Below are 15,531 nucleotides of genomic sequence, written 5' to 3'. Positions count from 1 at the left end.
TCCCGCTCGGGACGATCAGTTTCGAACACCCAGGGAAGCTAACAGATCATGCCTCTGACCTGCGAATATGCCAAAGTTAGTTCGGTTAACGGGCCGTCTGCCAGTCCTGCAACACGCGGGAACGGCCGAACTACCTCTACCGCAACGACGTGTACGTGACCAGCCGTTACGCGTACCTCTTCCATACCCACGCCGAGGACTGGCTGCGGCACTGGCACCGCTGCCCCGGCTGCCGCGCCCGCACCACGCTGCCGTTGCCGCACCTGGCGGCACTGACCGCACTCCTGGTCGGCGAACCGCTGCGCCCGACCCACCGCGTGCCCCACAGCTCCCGCGGGCGCAAGCCCTGCGGTGAACTGCGTGCTTCCTGGACGGGCAGTCACAACGCTCCCGGCTCCTGCATGATCACCCTGAGTGTGGACTACTGTCCCAGCGGGGAGCACCGCATCCTGGCGCAAGTCCCCTACCGCGAAGCCGTCGACCGATTCCGCACCTGGCTGGCCGAGACAGCCCCGGCGGTGGCCGCTGCCGCGGGGCCTGGCCGCCACGACACCGTCCCCGCGCAGTTCCGGCCCGTCGTTCCGGACACCAGCAGCGAGGGCCTGGCGCTGTTCTGAACGTCGACTTCTGCGCACCCGCATCCTCGGCGGTGTCATCAACGAGTACTGCTATGCGGCTTGACATGCAGCAACGACCTTCCGAGCCCCACAGGTCCCGAAGGCCGCCGCCAGGGATGAACCCTGGCCGCGTCTCGGGAACGCTCGCGTTTCGCGGAGAGGCGGGCCCAGCCGTCAGCGGCTGGACCCGCCCTGACCGGCCGGCCCAAGGATGCCCGCACACCGGCTCAACGACACCCCGACCGGCCGGTTCCCCGCCGTTCGGCCGCCGGGGGCTACCGCTCGTCCTGGTCGTCGTCCACCGCGGCCGGGTCGCACAGCGGACGCAGGGCCCCCTCGGGCCGTCAGTCGGCCGCCGCGGCGCCGTCCACCCGGATCAGGCCGAGATCGGCCATGGCCTCCGCAAAAGCCGGGCCGTCCGTCTTGCTCCAGTCGGGGTCGTAGTAGGGGAACCGCTCGGCATCGTACTCGTGGCCGGCCCGCAGGAAGAGGTCGATGTAGTCGTGGGCGGCCCGCCGCTCGACTTCGGTCCCCGGGACCGCGACGTACGACACGCTCCACTGCGCCCGGAGCCTTCCGAACAGGGACGCGTGCCAGAGTCGCACGTCGAACACGATGAGGTCGCCCGGCCTGCAGTCCAGGCTCGTCCCCGGCCACCAGTCGGCCTCACCGGCTTCGTCCAGGGGGCTGCCCGCCGGCCAAGCCGCCCGGTAGTCGGCGAGCTGGTCGCTGAACTCGTCGCGATGAGAGCCCGGAATCACTTGGAGCGCGCCGGAGTCCGCGGTCAACGGACTGAAATAGGTGATCATCTTCACGGCGCGCAGCGCAGGATCAGCGGCATCCCGATGCCATGGGGAGGCGTCGTTGTAGAGCATCCCCTTGGCCGGCTTGGGCATGACCGGGCCGTCGAGCAGGGCCTCGCCGAGCTCGACCAGACGGGGTCCGGCGGCAAGACGCCGGCTCGTGGCGCTGCCCTCCCCCATCAACGGCAGGTAGTACCCCATGGAGCCGGTGACCACGTCGGGGATCTCGGTGGGCAGATCGTAGGCACTGGCGAGTTGCGCCGTCACCTCGGCTTCGAGGGAGGCGACGGTTCCGGCGTCGAAGAAGCCTTCCAGTTTGAGGAAGCCGAACTGCCGGTAGGAGGAGAGCTGGCGGGGGGAGAGAACGTGCTGGGTCACGACGACACCTCTGATGTCACGACCGATGCGGCCGACGTGGATGGTGCGGCCGACGTCGCGTCCGGTACAGGCGATTCCGGCTTTCGGTACTCCGGCGTGGACATGCCGCCCAGCCGGTATCTCAGGGTCGGCGTCTCGGTGCATCCGACGGGGATGTCCAGCCGGCGGATCTGTTCCAGCAGGATGTCATCCTCGCCGACCCGCGCCTGTATCTCCGCTTCGCTCCGGGTGCGCCGGAATGTCAGCAGGCGCAACAGATCGCGGCGCAGCAGCCATGCCCCCATGTCGACCATGCCGTTCAGGCCCGCCGCGGGGATCACGGCGCGGTCCCGGACGATCGGGCTGCCGGGTTCCAGCACCCGGACCGCGGACAGCTGCTCGAACAGCTCGGCGGCGGCCTCAGAGGGCGGCAGCCATGGGAAACGGTCCACGGTGGCGAGCGAGCCGGAATGATCGATCAAGGTCCGCCACGAGTGCGCCGCCGGATAGCCCGCGTCGGCGACGGCCAGCAGGCTGGACAAGTGGTCGGGGTCCCATTCGTTGTCGTCGTCGAGGAAGGCGATGAAGTCCCCGGTACACCCGGCGGCCGCCAGCTCCCGGAGGGCCGCGATCCGCGCGAAGGGCTCGTTCGGCAGCATGCCGTCGGCGCCCAGGGTGACCACGGCACAGCCCGTGTCCGCGACGGCCGCCGGGACCCGGTCCGCGTCCACCCACACCGTCAGCCTGACCTCGGCATCGACATCCTGCTTCGCCACGCCGGCCAGGGCTGCTTCCAGGGTGTCCCGATCTCCCCTGGTGACCATGACGACCTCGATGGTCGGACGGTCCCGCGGCAGTGCGGGCCGGAGAGCGGCCGGTTCCCGGTCGAGTCCCCGGAGTGTGGCCGCCAGATGGACCAGCCGGGACTCGTCGGCGAGGAAGGCGTGGTGCGGCACCACCACGTATTCGCGGTGCCAGGTCCGGGAGTGGGGCAGAGGTACTTCGGGGGCCCGCAGAGCGGCGTACTGCTTGATGGTCTCCGGCAGGTACAGCGGCCCTTCGACGACCGGCGGGTACACCGAGTCGAGGATCAGGCCGGTCTGCTCCTCCACGGCCGCGACCACCTCGGCCGGACTACCGACACCGGCCGGGACGCGCACCGCGACGCCGTAGAACGCTCCGCCGGCGACGGCGCTCCGGTCGGCGGCCATCGACCACCGGCTCCCGTCGAGGGCCCCGGCCAGGATCGCGGCTCCCTCCGCACGGCGCCGCGCCTGCCGGTCGAACCTGGCCAGCTGGTCGACGAGCAGCGCCGCGGCGAACTCGGGCGGCGAGTGGTTGGCCCCGTGGAGCAGGTGCGCCGGTTCCAACTCGTTGGCAGAGGTGCGCGACACCACATCGGTGCGCCGGCGCGAGTCCATGACCAGCGACTCCAGCCGGGCCGCCGTCTCCGGGTCGTCGGTGAGGACCGCGCCGCCCTCGCCGCTGGTGATGATCTTCGTGGCCTGGAGGCTCAGGATGGAGACGTCGCCGAGCGAGCCGATCCTGCGTCCGTCGGCGGTCGCCCCGAACTGGGCGTGCGAAGCGTCCTCGACCACCGGCACCCCGGGGAACCGCGCCCGGGCCGCATCCACGTCGAAGTGCTGCGCGTACAGATGGATGCCGAGGATCGCCGACGGCGTCTCGGCCAGGGTCGCGACGTCGCCGCACGGCGATTCGGGCGTGGCGTCGAAGAACACCGGCGTGGCTCCGACGCGCAACACCGAGGTGGCGCAGCTGACCCACGTGGTCGCGGTCATGGCCACGGTGTCACCGGGCCCGATACCCAGGGCGTGCAGCGCGGTCACGATCGCGCTCGATCCGCTGGTGACCAGGACACAGTGCCGGCGGCCGGACATCCGCGCCACGGTGGCCGCGGCGGCGACGTTCTGCGACTGCCAGATGCTCTTGCTGCCGCTGACGGCCAGCCGCCCGCTCTGCAGTGCCCTGATCACCGCCCGCTCGGTGTCCTCGTCCGCTTCAGGCCAGCGCGGCCAGCAGGAAACCTTTCGCCCGGACGACGGAGATGGTGCATTGTTCATCGGCGTCAGGTCCTATCCATCTGGATGGTGAATACAGCGCAAGACGTCTGCGTGAGGATGACGATGCGCCGGCCATAGGCGAACTGCCGACCTCGTCGACGTCAATATCGCGATTGACAATCTTCTGCTTGAACTGTGCCGCCGGCCTGCGTCGCAGAGGGTGGGTCCGGCTGGACAGAGCCAGTACACCAGCCACGGATCAACGTCAGATCAACAACGTGTACGCAAAGTTGTAGATCCGGAATTGATATTCCATCCATCGGCGACTGATTGGCTACGGGAAAGCCACTTTCACGACAACAACAGCGGGAACGAAGAGGGATGGACGTACGCCGATACGTGATCGACACCACCGTGTCGACGAGGTCGCGGAGGAATACCGGCGGCTCGCTCCCCGGCCCGCACCGCACGACGGCGTGCCGTGGCTGCGCAATTGCGACCGGCAGCCCGGGAGCGGCGTGCGCTGTCCGGCCGAGTCCGACGGCGACCCGGTCGGCATGCAGCTGGCCTCCCGCCGGGGCGCAACCCTCCGCCTTCGCACAGTCGGGTTCGACCACCGGCGGACCGAGGGCACCTACGCCTGTTTCAACCTCCTCCACGAGCCGGTCATCTGGGGCCTGCGCCACGCCGTCACCCGTTCTGCCTTCGGCAACGGGGCCGGAGCCGCTGCACACGGCGGGACGCCGGCCCGCCCCGCCGGCAGAGCACTGCCGGCCGGCGCCGGCCGATCGAACCCGAACGTTCCGAGAAGCTTTGGAGTCCTCACGATGAGCACCCAGATCGGCCGACCCCGCATCGCCGTCGTCGGCGGCGGAAGGATCGGTAGCACCCACGCCCGCAATCTCGTCGAGCTCGGAGCCGACGTCACGGTGGTCGAACCCGACCCGGCACGCGCCGCGGCGCTCTCGGCCGCACTCGGCTGCCGCGTCGTCCCGGATGCGGCCGGGCTGCCCGATGCGGACGGGGCCGTGGTGTGTACGCCGACCGATACCCATGCGGCCGTGGCCGCCGGCCTGCTGCCACTCGGGATCCCGGTGCTGCTGGAGAAGCCGTGCACGGCACAGCCGGAGGCCAGCGCACGCCTCGGCGCGCTCGCCGACGAGGCCGGGGTGGCCCTGCGGATCGGCTTCCAACGTCGGTTCTCCCCGGAGTACGCCGCACTGCAACGGGAGTACCGCGCCCAGCCCGACCAGTTCGGGTTCGCCGTGTTCACCAGCTTGGACGGGGCCCCGCCGCCCCAGGGGTACCAGGTCGCCGGCGGCAGCCTCGCCTTCGACCTGCAGATCCACGACATCGACCTGGTCCTGTGGCTCTTCGGGTCCGAGGTCGTCGAGGTCTCGGCGTCCCAGAGCGACGCCAGCGCGGCGGCCGACCTCCTGGTGACCACGTTGACGCTGGCCTCCGGGACGGTGTGCTCCGTGGTGAGCAAGCGGGCCAGTCCGGGCGGCTGCCAGGCCTATGCCGAGCTCATCGGCTCCCGCACGCTGCTGGACACCCGGCCGCTCACCGTCCCGGGCCCGCACCCCGATTTCCGGTCCCGGTTCGCCGCGGCGTACCGCGCCGAGATGGCGGCCTTCCTCGCTTTCGTCGAGGGCGGGCCGGACGAGCTGCCGCACTGGCGGGACGCGGTGGCCGCGGAGACGGTCTGCGCCCGGATCGACGAGGCGCTCAGTCCGGCGGGCGCCAACGCCGGGGCATCCGTTGGCTGAGAGCGGGTCGGGTCGGCGCGCGGCCCCCCGCGGGCGTGCGGCCCGGCTCGCGCCGACCGATCCGCTGCACGCCCGCTCGCAGGCCGGCGCGGGTGTCGGATGACAGCACCGGGTATCGCCACGGAATCCCGCGGCTCCGACGCACGACTGGGACGGGACATGTCCAAGGGCCCCTTCACGTTCGACATCATGGGACCGATCCGCACCGCTCTGAACGGCGCCCCGCTCCCCCTGGGCGGCCCGCAGCAGTGCGCGGTCCTCACACTGCTGCTGATCCGGGCCGGAGAGTCGGTCCCGCTCCACGAGATCAGCGACCTGCTCTGGCAGGACGACCCGCCGGCCACCGCGGCGAACGTCATACACCACCACATCAGTGCGCTGCGACGCATGCTCGAACCGGATCTGGGCCGGCGCGACGCCGGACGCTGGCTGCTGCGCAGCAGCGTCGGCTACCGGCTGGACGTCGATCCGGGCTCCGTCGACCTGCACGTGTTCCGCGGGCTCGTCGAACGCGGCCGCGACCGCGCCGCCCGATCCGACTGGGAACAGGCGGCGAGTCTGTACCGCGAGGCACTCACGCTGCGGCGGGGCTCCGTGGGCACCGGCAGCCCGCAGAACGTCGCCAGCACCGCCTTGTTCCAGGCCGCCGAGAGCGAGTACGCCAAGGCGGTGGTGGAGGCCGCGCAGATCCACCACTGGATCGGCCACGGGCACTGGATGCTCCCACTGCTCCGGCTGACCGCGGAGCGCTATCCGCTGGACGAACAGCTCCAAGCCGCCCTGGTCCGCGCACTCGGCGCGGCCGGCCGCCAGGTCGAGGCGCTCGACATCTACCGGCGGATCCGGACCACGCTCTCGGAGGAGCTGGGCATCGAGCCCGGCGACGCGCTGCGCGCCGCCCAGACCGCGGTGTTGCGGCAGAGCGTTCGCACGGACGCCACCGCGGATCCGGAGGACACCACGCCCGCGCCGACCGCCGCGGCCCCGCACCCGCACCCGGCCCCGGCCCCGGCCCAGCTTCCGCCCGGCCTGCCGGTGTTCGTCGGCCGGGACGAGGAGCTGGCCCGGATCCTGGCCCTCGCGGCCGGCGCCTCCGGCCCGGTCATCGCGACGATGAACGGTATGGCCGGGATCGGGAAGACCGCGCTGGCCGTGCACGCGGCCCACCTGCTGGCCGAGCGCTTCCCCGACGGGCAGCTCTTCGTGAACCTGCACGGCTTCGACGACTCGGCCGCGGCCCTCGCGCCCGCCGACGCGCTGAGCTGCCTGCTCGAATGCCTCGGCCTGCCGGCCAGGAACCTGCCCTCGACCATCCCGGGGCTGACCGGCAAATACCGCAGCCTTCTGGCCGACCGCAGGGTCCTGATCGTGCTCGACAACGCCAGGGACGCGCAGCAGGTCCAGCCGTTGCTGCCGTCGGCGCCCGGCTGCATGGCCCTCGTCACGAGCCGCAACGTGCTCGAACAGCTGCTGGTCACCCACAACGCCCATCCGGTGTCCGTGCCGCCGTTCAGCGTGGGAGAGGGCCGTGTCGTCCTCGAGCGGCACATCGGGCCGTCCCGGACGGCCGGCCAGGCGCGGGCCGTCGAGGCGATCGTCGAGTCCTGCCGCGGGGTGCCGATCGCCCTGGCGGTCGCGGCCGCACGCGCGTCGTTGAACCCGGGCCGGCCGCTGGAGTCGATCGCGGGAGAGCTGCGGACCGCGGCGAACAGCCTCGACGCCTTCTTCTCCCCGGATCCCGACCTCGACCTGCGCCGCGCCCTGACCTGCTCGTACCGGGTGCTCGACGACGCAACGGCCCGGCTCTTCCGGCGCCTGGGCGAGGGCGCGGACCGCCGCGTCCGGGTCGAGGCCGCAGCCGCGCTCGCCGGGTTGCCGTGGCGCGCTGCCGGCAGTTGCTGGTCGGCATGGTCGCCGAGTCCCTGATCTCCGAGCCGTCACCGGGCTGCTTCGAGATGCACCGGTTCGTCGCCGACTACGCGCTCGAAGCCGAGCACCGCGTCGAATCGCCTGCGGCACAGGTCTCGCAGGCGGACTGCACGGGCGGCCGCGCCTGGCACCGCGCCGCGCCCGCCCACCGCCCGGCCCACCGGCTGGCGGCTCCGTCGTCCGGTTGACGCGCTGCGGCAACCGCCTCTCCCGCGCCTGGCGCCGGCCCGAGCCGGCGCCAGGCGCGGCCGCGCGGAGATCCCCGGGCCGCGCCGGAGCGCTGGGCGGACGAAGCACGTCGCACCGGTCCCCTACACGAGCACCGACGCCGCGCGCTGATACGCCGCCACGTCGGCGACGATCGTGGCCAGGTCGTGGCGCGGCCGGTAACCGATCTGCGCGAAGGCCTTGGCGCAGTCGGGCGCGCGGCTGGGCACCTCCTCGAAGCCTGGGCCGTAGGTCTCGTAGGCCTGCTGGTACTCGACATGCACGATCTCGCTCGACGACTGCGTGACGGCGACGACCCGCCGGGCCAGCTCGGCGATGTCCACCTGTTCGAGGCCGCCCAGGTTGAACGTCCCGCCGTGGGCGGTCTCGTCCTCGAGCAGCGCGACGAGCGCCGGGACGATGTCGAGCACGTGGCAGAAGCAGCGCCGCTGCGCCCCGCCGCCGTAGACCGTCAGCGGATCGCCCGCCAGCGCCTGGCCGACGAACCGCGGGACGACCATGCCGTAGCGTCCGGTCTGCCGCGGCCCCACCGTGTTGAACAGCCGCACCGTGACCGCCCGCAGCGCGTGCTTGGCCACGTAGCCGTAGGTCAGCGACTCCGCGACAGCTTTGGCCTCCGCATACGTCCAGCGGCTCAGCTGGGGCGGGCCCAGGATCTGGTCGTCCTGCTCGGTCAGCCGCGGCTTGCTGTTCTTGCCGTACACCTCGCTGCTCGACGCCATCAGGATCGGCACGTCGTGTTCGTGCGCGGCGGCGAGGACGCTCTCGGCGCCGCGGATGTTGGTCCGCAGTCCGCCGAGCGGGTCCTCGAGGATGTTGAACACCCCGACCAGGGCGCCGAGGTGGAACACCCGGTCAACCGTGGCGACCTCGCGTCGCACCAGTGCCTCGTCGCAGACGGAGCCGGTGACGGTGCGCAGGCGCGGGTGCCTGCGCACCGACGCCAGATTGGCCATGCTCCCGGTGGTCAGGTTGTCGAGGACGACGACTTCGTCCCCGGCCGCCAGCAGGTGTTCGGTCAGATGGGAGCCGATGAATCCGGCTCCTCCGGTCACGAGGCTTCTCATCGCGGTACAAGTTCCTCACCCGCGGGCACGCCCACATCGGTCAGTTCGGTCATCGGCCAGGGAATCGGTGTGCAGCGGAACGCCGCCGGTCCGGAGGTGCCGGGCTCGTCCTCGGTCAGGTCGAACTGGTGCAGTTCCCGGCGGAGCGGTGTGGTGGACTCCCAGTACGGGCGGTCGTACGCCGCCAGCGCCTCGCTCAGTTCGGGGTCCGGCGCGGGCACCGGCGCGGTGCTCACGCCGGACAGGACGAACACCTCCCGGCAGACCCGGTCCATCTCGGCCAGCACGCGGCTGAAGGTGCCGTCCGGGAAGTGGCGCCAGTAGTCGGTGATCACGCCGAGCGCGTAGTGCTTCCCGGCACCCGGGAGCCGGGTCCCGAGCAGCCGCAGGCGGCGTCCCGGGCCGTCTGGCAGGTCGGCCGGGTAGCACACGGTGTCCGGGGCGGGCAGGCCCGCCGGCCAGCCCTGCGGCGCGCCGACCAGCAGGACGGCGCCGTCCGCGTCCGTGATCCGGCGGGTCAGCCGGTCCAGGGCGGCCAGGCGGCCGCAGTCCGCGGTCGCGGCGTCCAGGCGGTCGGAGAACCGTTCCAGCGCGGGGATCAGGTCGCGGGAGTGGGCGATGTCGTAGCTGCACACCGCCTCGACGTCCAGGCTCGGGTATTCGCGCACGAGGATGTGTTCGTTGCGCCGGTCGCGCACCACCTCGCGGTTCCGGTCGCGCCCGTGCGGCTGGTGCAGGGTGATCGCCGCGGGGGCGAAGACCGTGGGCAGGCCGGCCCGGGCGAGCCGGTAGCCGAGTTCGATGTCCTCGATGCCCTTGACCTCGAACCGCGTGTCGAATCCGCCGACGAGGTCGAAGAACGACTTGGGCACGGCGGCGTTGAGCGTCCAGAAGAACGCCCAGTCGGCCGGGCGGGGCCGGGCCAGCAGCTCGGTGAGGGGATCGTGCAGCGAGGGGGTCCGGGCCAGCCGTGCGAAGACGGCGTCCGGATCGGAGAAGTCCCAGTCCGCTCCGAGCTTCAGTCGCCATGCCGCCGGGGTCAGTTCGCGCCCGGCGCCGTATCCGCAGACAGCGACCGGGCCCCCGGCCTGGGCGTCGAGGTGGGCGCGCAGCAGGTCCGGGTGGCACAGGCAATCGGCGTCGAGCAGGACCAGCAGCCCGCCGCGCGCCGCCGCCGCGCCCGTGTTGCGGGCCGCGCCCGCGCCCCGGGCGCGCTCGTGCCGCAGCAGCCTGATCCGGTCACCGTCGGCGAACTGCGCGACGGTCTCACCGACCGGCTCGTCGGACCCGTCGTCCACCACGATGATCTCGAACGCACCCGGGTCCAGGGTCTGGCGCGCCAGGCTGGCCAGGCAGTGCTGCAGGGCTCGCGTCCGGTTGTGGGCGGGGATGACGACGGTGATTTCGGGTTCTGCCATGCCTGGGGTTCCTTCCGGTCGGGGCCGTCGGCTCCTCTCGGAGCCGGTCGGCGTCGGCGGCGTGGGCCGGGCCGTGCGTGTCGGACACGACACCGGCCCGGGCTCGGATCAGGTCGATCCCGTCCGATGGCTACAGGACGGTCCGGTGGACTTCGAACGCCTCCGCGTGCCGCACGCCGATCGCGGCACCACGCAGGGTGGCGAGCGCTGCGATCGACTCCTCGCTGCGGATGTGCGGGGCGGGCCGGTGCTGGGACCGGTAGGCCCGCATCGCCGCCAGTTTGGCGTCGAGACGGCCGGTGATGTCGGCGTACGCGGTGGACAGCGGCAGCGGCTCGGACGACCACTGGATCTTGGACGACTCGTAGCTCATCACGTGCGGGACGAGCCACTTGCCGAACTGGGAGCCGATCGGCCGGGCCGCGGCGAAGCCGGCGGCGAAGGTGGCCGCGTGGTCCTGGTCGTAGTCCCGGCCGCTGGGCAGCAGCAGCAGGTCCGGGCGGCGCCGGTCCAGCTGCTCCTGGAACTCGTCGACCAACTCGCGGCGGGGGAGCGTGTCGAGCCGCTCGTTGAGCTGCCGGTCGCCGTGGACGACGGTGTAGCTGAAGCCGAGCAGCGCACTGACCTGTTCGATCTCGGCCAGCCGCGCCTGGTAGGTGACCGGCTCGTCCAGCCCGTAGTGCGCCATCCCGTCCACCGACAGGTACACCACGTGCACCTCGCCGCCCGCTGCGGACACCGAGGACAGCAGCCCTCCGCAGCCGAGCACCTCGTCGTCCGCGTGCGGCGAGAGCACCAGCACGCTATCGAAATTCCTCAAAGTTCCGGCTCCTTTCCTTGTCGCTGTCAGGGCCCCCGCTGCCGTCGGCGGCGTCGGCGAGCAGCGTTCTGATCGATGCGGTCGACACGAACGGGAGGCCGGCCAGGGCGGCGAGGGGCTCGGGCCCCACGGCGGCGAGCGCGGCCAGGTCCTCGAAGGTCGGCGGCGTGTCCGGCTCGTCGGTGAGCGCGTCCCAGGCGCGCAGCCGGCGCCCGAGCTCGACCACCGGCTCCGGGCCGGGGCCCACCGCCGCGACGGCGTGGGCCCGCAGGGCCGCGGGCGTCTCGGGCGTCCCGGAGGAGAGCGCCCCGACGGCGTGCATGTGGTCGAGCACCGCGACCAGCCGCCGCCGTGACTCCTCGTCGAGCCGCGCGTCGCGGGGTCGGCCGAGCAGCGCGGCCACGTCGTACGGCACCGGCAGCGCGGCCGGATCCGGGTCCGGCCGGCGCCGCCAGTACGGCGGGGTGAGGTGGTAGAGCTCTGCGAGGTGCCGGCGCAACCGCGGCCAGGGGTACTCGTCGAGCACGCACCGGACCTCGACGGTGTCACCGGGCGGCTCGGGCCGGTACACCTGGACCCCGTCGCGGGCGGCCAGCACCGTCTGGTCGCTCACCGTGCGGCCGTCGCCGGCCGGCACCCACGCCCGGGGCGACGGCGTGTGCCGGTCGGCGGTGACGGTCAGCACGACGTCGGCGGCGAACACCGCGGCGCGGGTCCACCACTCCGCCGCGTCCAGGCTCGCGTCACCGTGCCGGTACTCGATCGAGTCGCCGGCCCGGCCGACCGACCTGGCGATCTTGAGCGCCGGGTGCGCCAGGCGGCGCTTGAGGTCGTCCCGCAGCTGTCTGATCCGGGTCGCGTCCACCGGCGGCGGCCCGGGCAGCGGCTGGCAGAACCGCGTGCCCCGGTGCGCCTCGGCCCGGATCGAGGTGCCCAGGCGGAAGTGCAGCCACTGCCGGGCCTGGAAGCGGGCCAGGTGGCGGGCGTGCAGGGCGGTGTCGGTGCCGAAGGGGACCCCGACGTGGACGTGGCCACCGGCCCGGACGCTGGTGTAGCCGCCGCAATCGCGGATGATCGCGCACACCGCGACGAGGTCTTCGTACGCCTGCGGGGTGTCCCGCAGGATCGGCGAGACGACTTCGCCGTCTCCCTCGGCCTCCTCCAGCTCGACCCGCCAGGTACGGCGGTCCTCGCTGTAGGGCTCGGCGCCGTCGGGCCCGCGGTCGGCGCCGTGCTGCCGCACCCGGGCGTCGCGGGCGAGCCCGCGCGCCCGCAGCAGTGCGGCGATCGCGTCGATCTGCGGGGTGCTGAGCAGCGTTCCGTCCGCCGCCCGGGCACCGCGGCCGGCGTGGAACTCGATCTCCACGCCGCGGGTGACCAGCCTCCCGGCGCCGCCGAGCAGCCGCCGGTACTCGGTCTCCAGCGGCGGCAGCCCGGCCCGCAGCCGGCGGGCCACCCGGTGCGCCGCCTCGTCGAACAGCCGGTGGTCGCCCAGGTAGGAGCAGGCCGGCCGGGCGGGCAGCAGCCGGCGCAGCTGATCGCGCACCTCTGCCGTCGTCATCACGGCCGGCCGGCCCTCGGCCGGCTCCAGATGCGGCGGCAGGCCGCGGGGCAGCAGCCGGTCCTGGTGATCGGCGAACCTGGGGACGGCGCCGGCGTGCGGCGGGTGGGACCGCCACGCGTCGGCCCGTTCGTCGGCGCCGTCCGCCCACTTGAGCCGGACGCCGCGGCGCAGGTCCGCGACGACGTAGCCAGGCGCGGGCACGTGCACGGATTCGCCCAACCGCGCCGCCAGTTCGGCTGCCCACCCCGGCTCCACATCGGAGGCGGCCAGGCACACCTCGAAGCCCGCATAGCCGTGCTCGCGGAGCAGCGCGGCCACCTCGCCCGGTGCCGGAAGCGGTGCGCCGTCCCGCAGGGTGACCAGGCACAGGCCTTCGGGTCCGGTCACGCCGTGCACCTCGATTCCGGACACCGGGCCGGCCTGCCCCTGCGCCACGGTCACTCCGATCCGCGCAGCACGCCCCAGGTGTGGTGGACACACCTGACTCCGCCGTGGATCCGGACGGTGAACCCGCGCTCCCGGGCCCCCGTGCACAGCAGCCCGTCCCAGCCCATCGTCTCCTCCCAGTCGAACAACACCGGTGTCTGCGAGACGACGGCGTTGGCCCACACGGTGCAGGCGCCGCCGACGCAGCCCACGTCGAGTGGCTCGTCCGGCAGCTCCTCCCACGGGATCGGCGCGCCCCAGCCGCCCTCGGGCCCTGCCTTGCCCCCGCAGACGTAGCGCCCCTCGACCCGGTCCCAGGCCGCGGAGATCGCCGCGAGCGGCGTGCCGCTCGGGCGCGAGTACTCCTCGACGAGCCGGCGCGCGGCGTCGGCCGGCGGGTCGATGTCGTCCTCGAGCGTCAGGATCAGGTCCTCCTTGATCCTCGGCAGGACCGAGGCGTAGAGGCGGGCCACGTGCAGATTCCGCTCCCGCTTCAGGTACCACTCGTCCGGCGACGGCTGGTACACGGTGCCGTCGACGGTGAAGTCGAGGTGCTCGAGCCCACGGGCGGCCTGGATCCCGACGCTTGCGGCCCGCAACCGCTCGGTGAACTCCGGATCGCGGCTGTTGTCCACCACGTAGAGCGAGGTCCGGGCGGGCAGCTCGGTCTTCAGCAGCACCTCCTCCCACCGGGAGAAGGTGCTCTCGCGCCCGGCGTGCAGCGAGACGATGGCAAGGGAGCGCTTCTGCCAGGCGTCAGCCGTGGCGTCGGCCTCGGACCGCGGCAGCAGCGGTGCCGCGAAGCTGACGGCGCGCCAGCCGGCGGCGGTCAGATCCAGGCAGAGCGCGTGGTCGAGCGACGCGGGCCCGTCGCACCGGTCCGGCCACCATCCCACCAGCTCGGCGGCGGCACGCCGCCAGACCGAGGCCGGCTCGATGCCGTCGGCCACGCGCAGCGCCCAGTAGTCCCGCTCACCGTCCTCGCTGCCGGGCGACAGCACCGCGACGTCGGACGGCGCGGAGCACACGGCCTGCTGGGCGGCCGCGAGCAGACCCGCCGGAACGACTGCGTCGACGAACACCGCCCAGCGGGCGTCCGTCGCGGCCCAGCCCGCGGTGCGGGCCTGCGCCCGGCTCGGCCAGTCACCGGCCAGGACCGTCCAGCCTTCGGGCACCTCGAGGGGGGCCGGAGCGCCGAAGCCGAGCAGGATCCGCTCGGCGGGCGCCGGGACCTGGGCGTCGACCGCGGCCAGCACCGCGCCGAGCCCGCCGGGACCACCGGCGTCCGCCGTGACGATGACGGCGATCTCGGGGGCCGTGGTCACGCCGCGCTCACCCCGTGGTCGGAGAGCACCTTGGCCAGGGCGTCGACGCAGTCCTGGATGTCCTCGGGCTCGGCCGCCGGGTGGACAGGCAGGCAGAACGCCGTGCTCGCGCACAGGTCGGAGTTCGGGCAGGTCTCGTTGGAGGGGTTGCCCGCGAATATGGGCTGGCGGGTGAGCGGGATCGGGTAGCGGCGCTGCGCGGGGACCCCCGCCTGCTGCAGCTCGGAGACCAGCGTGACGACGTCGAGGACGGACGGGTCGGTGGTGAGCCGCAGGGTGTACTTCCACGGCGCGGCCACCCCGCCGGGCACGACCTTCGGCAGCGAGAGGCCGGGCAGCTGCGCGAGGCCTTCGTCGAGCAGGGCGCCGTTGCGGCGGCGCGCGGCGACGAAGTCGTCGAGCCGGCCCAGCTGCACGAGACCGACGGCCGCCTGCGGCGAGGTCAGCCGGTAGTTGTAGCCGACCACGGCGTGGTGGAACAGCCCGGGGCCGGCCGGCACCAGGCCGTGGTCCCGCAGCGTGCGCAGCGAGGCGGCCAGGTCCGCGTCCGCCGTCAGCAGGGCTCCGCCCTCGCCTCCGGTCGTCATCGTCTTGTCCTGCCAGAAGCTGAAGCAGCCGACGTCGCCGACCGAGCCGACCCGGCGGCCGTCGATCTCGGCGCCGTGGCCCTGGGCGGTGTCCTCGACGAGCTTGATCCCGTGTCGGCGCGCCATCTCCGCCAGCTGCCCGACCGGCGCCGGGTAGCCGTTGAGGTGCACGGCGATGACGGCCTTGGTGCGCTCACTGATCTTGGCCTCGGCGTCGGCCGGGTCGATGCAGTAGGTGTCCGGGTCGATGTCCACGAAGACGGGGGTGGCGCCGAGGTAGGCAATGGGAGAGGCGGACCCCACGAAGGTGTAGGCCGGCACCAGGACCTCGTCGCCCGGGCCGATGCCCAGCGCCGTGAGCGCGAGGTGGATGGCGCTGGTGCCGTTATTCACGGCGATCGCGTGCGGCGCCGAATGCCACTGCGCGTAAGCCTCTTCGAACTCGGCGACGTGACGGCCGGAGTTCTGTGAGAGCTCGTTGGTCAGCAGGACGGCGGCGGCGGCGTCCACCTCCTGCGGGCCCAGCTGAGGCCAGGACGGGAAGTTCTTCGTACGTACGGCGGACACGTCTCTCCCAGCGGGTTCGAAGGTGAGAAGGGA

General features: G+C 72.8%; 12 protein-coding genes. 4 read left to right on the top strand and 8 right to left on the bottom strand.

Annotation, left to right across the window (positions count from 1 at the left end; all coding sequences use genetic code 11):
• Positions 1-149: 149 nt before the first annotated feature.
• Entirely contained in the window at positions 150-617 is a 468-nt protein-coding gene (locus ACWDAK_RS10755; RefSeq protein ID WP_427396228.1) for a hypothetical protein, read from the top strand.
• Positions 618-961: 344 nt separating this feature from the next.
• On the opposite strand, the gene ACWDAK_RS10750 is transcribed toward ACWDAK_RS10755, so the two are convergent.
• Both ACWDAK_RS10750 and ACWDAK_RS10745 read right to left on the bottom strand, forming a co-directional pair.
• Positions 962-1,798 carry a phytanoyl-CoA dioxygenase family protein gene (locus ACWDAK_RS10750; protein ID WP_427396229.1) on the bottom strand — a complete coding sequence of 279 codons (837 nt, stop codon included), beginning with the start codon at positions 1,796-1,798 and terminating at the stop codon, positions 962-964.
• Positions 1,795-3,858 (bottom strand): DegT/DnrJ/EryC1/StrS family aminotransferase, encoded by a 2,064-nt coding sequence (locus ACWDAK_RS10745; RefSeq protein ID WP_344635998.1) that lies wholly within the window; start codon positions 3,856-3,858, stop codon positions 1,795-1,797. Before ACWDAK_RS10745 ends, ACWDAK_RS10750 begins: the two co-directional genes overlap by 4 nt.
• A 767-nt stretch (positions 3,859-4,625) precedes the next feature.
• Between ACWDAK_RS10745 and ACWDAK_RS10740 the strand changes: the two genes are divergently transcribed.
• The 3 genes from ACWDAK_RS10740 to ACWDAK_RS10730 all read left to right on the top strand — a co-directional run bounded on the left by ACWDAK_RS10740 (position 4,626) and on the right by ACWDAK_RS10730 (position 7,684).
• Positions 4,626-5,567, top strand: coding sequence for a Gfo/Idh/MocA family protein (locus ACWDAK_RS10740; protein ID WP_427396230.1), 942 nt, complete (start codon positions 4,626-4,628; stop codon positions 5,565-5,567).
• Positions 5,568-5,726: 159 nt separating this feature from the next.
• Positions 5,727-7,493 carry an AfsR/SARP family transcriptional regulator gene (locus ACWDAK_RS10735; RefSeq protein WP_427396231.1) on the top strand — a complete coding sequence of 589 codons (1,767 nt, stop codon included), beginning with the start codon at positions 5,727-5,729 and terminating at the stop codon, positions 7,491-7,493.
• Positions 7,475-7,684, top strand: coding sequence for a hypothetical protein (locus tag ACWDAK_RS10730; protein ID WP_427396232.1), 210 nt, complete (start codon positions 7,475-7,477; stop codon positions 7,682-7,684). Before ACWDAK_RS10735 ends, ACWDAK_RS10730 begins: the two co-directional genes overlap by 19 nt.
• Positions 7,685-7,807: 123 nt before the next feature.
• Here ACWDAK_RS10730 and ACWDAK_RS10725 read toward each other — a convergent pair whose 3' ends face one another.
• From ACWDAK_RS10725 to ACWDAK_RS10700, 6 genes are all read right to left on the bottom strand, one after another.
• Complete coding sequence (locus tag ACWDAK_RS10725) at positions 7,808-8,791, bottom strand: NAD-dependent epimerase/dehydratase family protein (protein WP_427393983.1); 984 nt, start codon at positions 8,789-8,791, stop codon at positions 7,808-7,810.
• A complete protein-coding gene (locus tag ACWDAK_RS10720) occupies positions 8,788-10,209 on the bottom strand; it encodes a glycosyltransferase family 2 protein (RefSeq protein WP_344636002.1) in 1,422 nt (473 codons plus the stop codon). The genes ACWDAK_RS10725 and ACWDAK_RS10720 overlap by 4 nt, the downstream gene beginning before the upstream one ends.
• 130 nt (positions 10,210-10,339) lie before the next feature.
• Complete coding sequence (locus ACWDAK_RS10715) at positions 10,340-11,029, bottom strand: PIG-L deacetylase family protein (RefSeq protein WP_197084767.1); 690 nt, start codon at positions 11,027-11,029, stop codon at positions 10,340-10,342.
• A complete protein-coding gene (locus ACWDAK_RS10710) occupies positions 11,013-12,980 on the bottom strand; it encodes a hypothetical protein (protein ID WP_344636003.1) in 1,968 nt (655 codons plus the stop codon). Before ACWDAK_RS10710 ends, ACWDAK_RS10715 begins: the two co-directional genes overlap by 17 nt.
• A gap of 50 nt (positions 12,981-13,030) precedes the next feature.
• Entirely contained in the window at positions 13,031-14,344 is a 1,314-nt protein-coding gene (locus tag ACWDAK_RS10705) for a hypothetical protein (protein ID WP_427393982.1), read from the bottom strand.
• The gene (locus tag ACWDAK_RS10700) at positions 14,341-15,498 is read right to left on the bottom strand and encodes a DegT/DnrJ/EryC1/StrS family aminotransferase (RefSeq protein WP_344636005.1); all 1,158 of its coding nucleotides are present in this window, start codon (positions 15,496-15,498) and stop codon (positions 14,341-14,343) included. The genes ACWDAK_RS10705 and ACWDAK_RS10700 overlap by 4 nt, the downstream gene beginning before the upstream one ends.
• Between the last annotated feature and the right edge of the window lie 33 nt (positions 15,499-15,531).

The organism is Kitasatospora sp. NPDC001175 (assembly GCF_053598215.1).
The sequence above is the reverse complement of the archived record's forward strand: the minus strand, read 5'-3'. Positions and strand labels throughout refer to the sequence as shown.

Bases quoted from the DNA above. Each gene is read 5' to 3' on its own strand.
- ACWDAK_RS10745 (WP_344635998.1), bottom strand. From the start codon at position 3,858: ATGAACAATGCACCATCTCCGTCGTCCGGGCGAAAGGTTTCCTGCTGG.
- ACWDAK_RS10740 (WP_427396230.1), top strand. From the start codon at position 4,626: ATGAGCACCCAGATCGGCCGACCCCGCATCGCCGTCGTCGGCGGCGGA.
- ACWDAK_RS10735 (WP_427396231.1), top strand. From the start codon at position 5,727: ATGTCCAAGGGCCCCTTCACGTTCGACATCATGGGACCGATCCGCACC.
- ACWDAK_RS10730 (WP_427396232.1), top strand. From the start codon at position 7,475: ATGGTCGCCGAGTCCCTGATCTCCGAGCCGTCACCGGGCTGCTTCGAG.
- ACWDAK_RS10725 (WP_427393983.1), bottom strand. From the start codon at position 8,791: ATGAGAAGCCTCGTGACCGGAGGAGCCGGATTCATCGGCTCCCATCTG.
- ACWDAK_RS10720 (WP_344636002.1), bottom strand. From the start codon at position 10,209: ATGGCAGAACCCGAAATCACCGTCGTCATCCCCGCCCACAACCGGACG.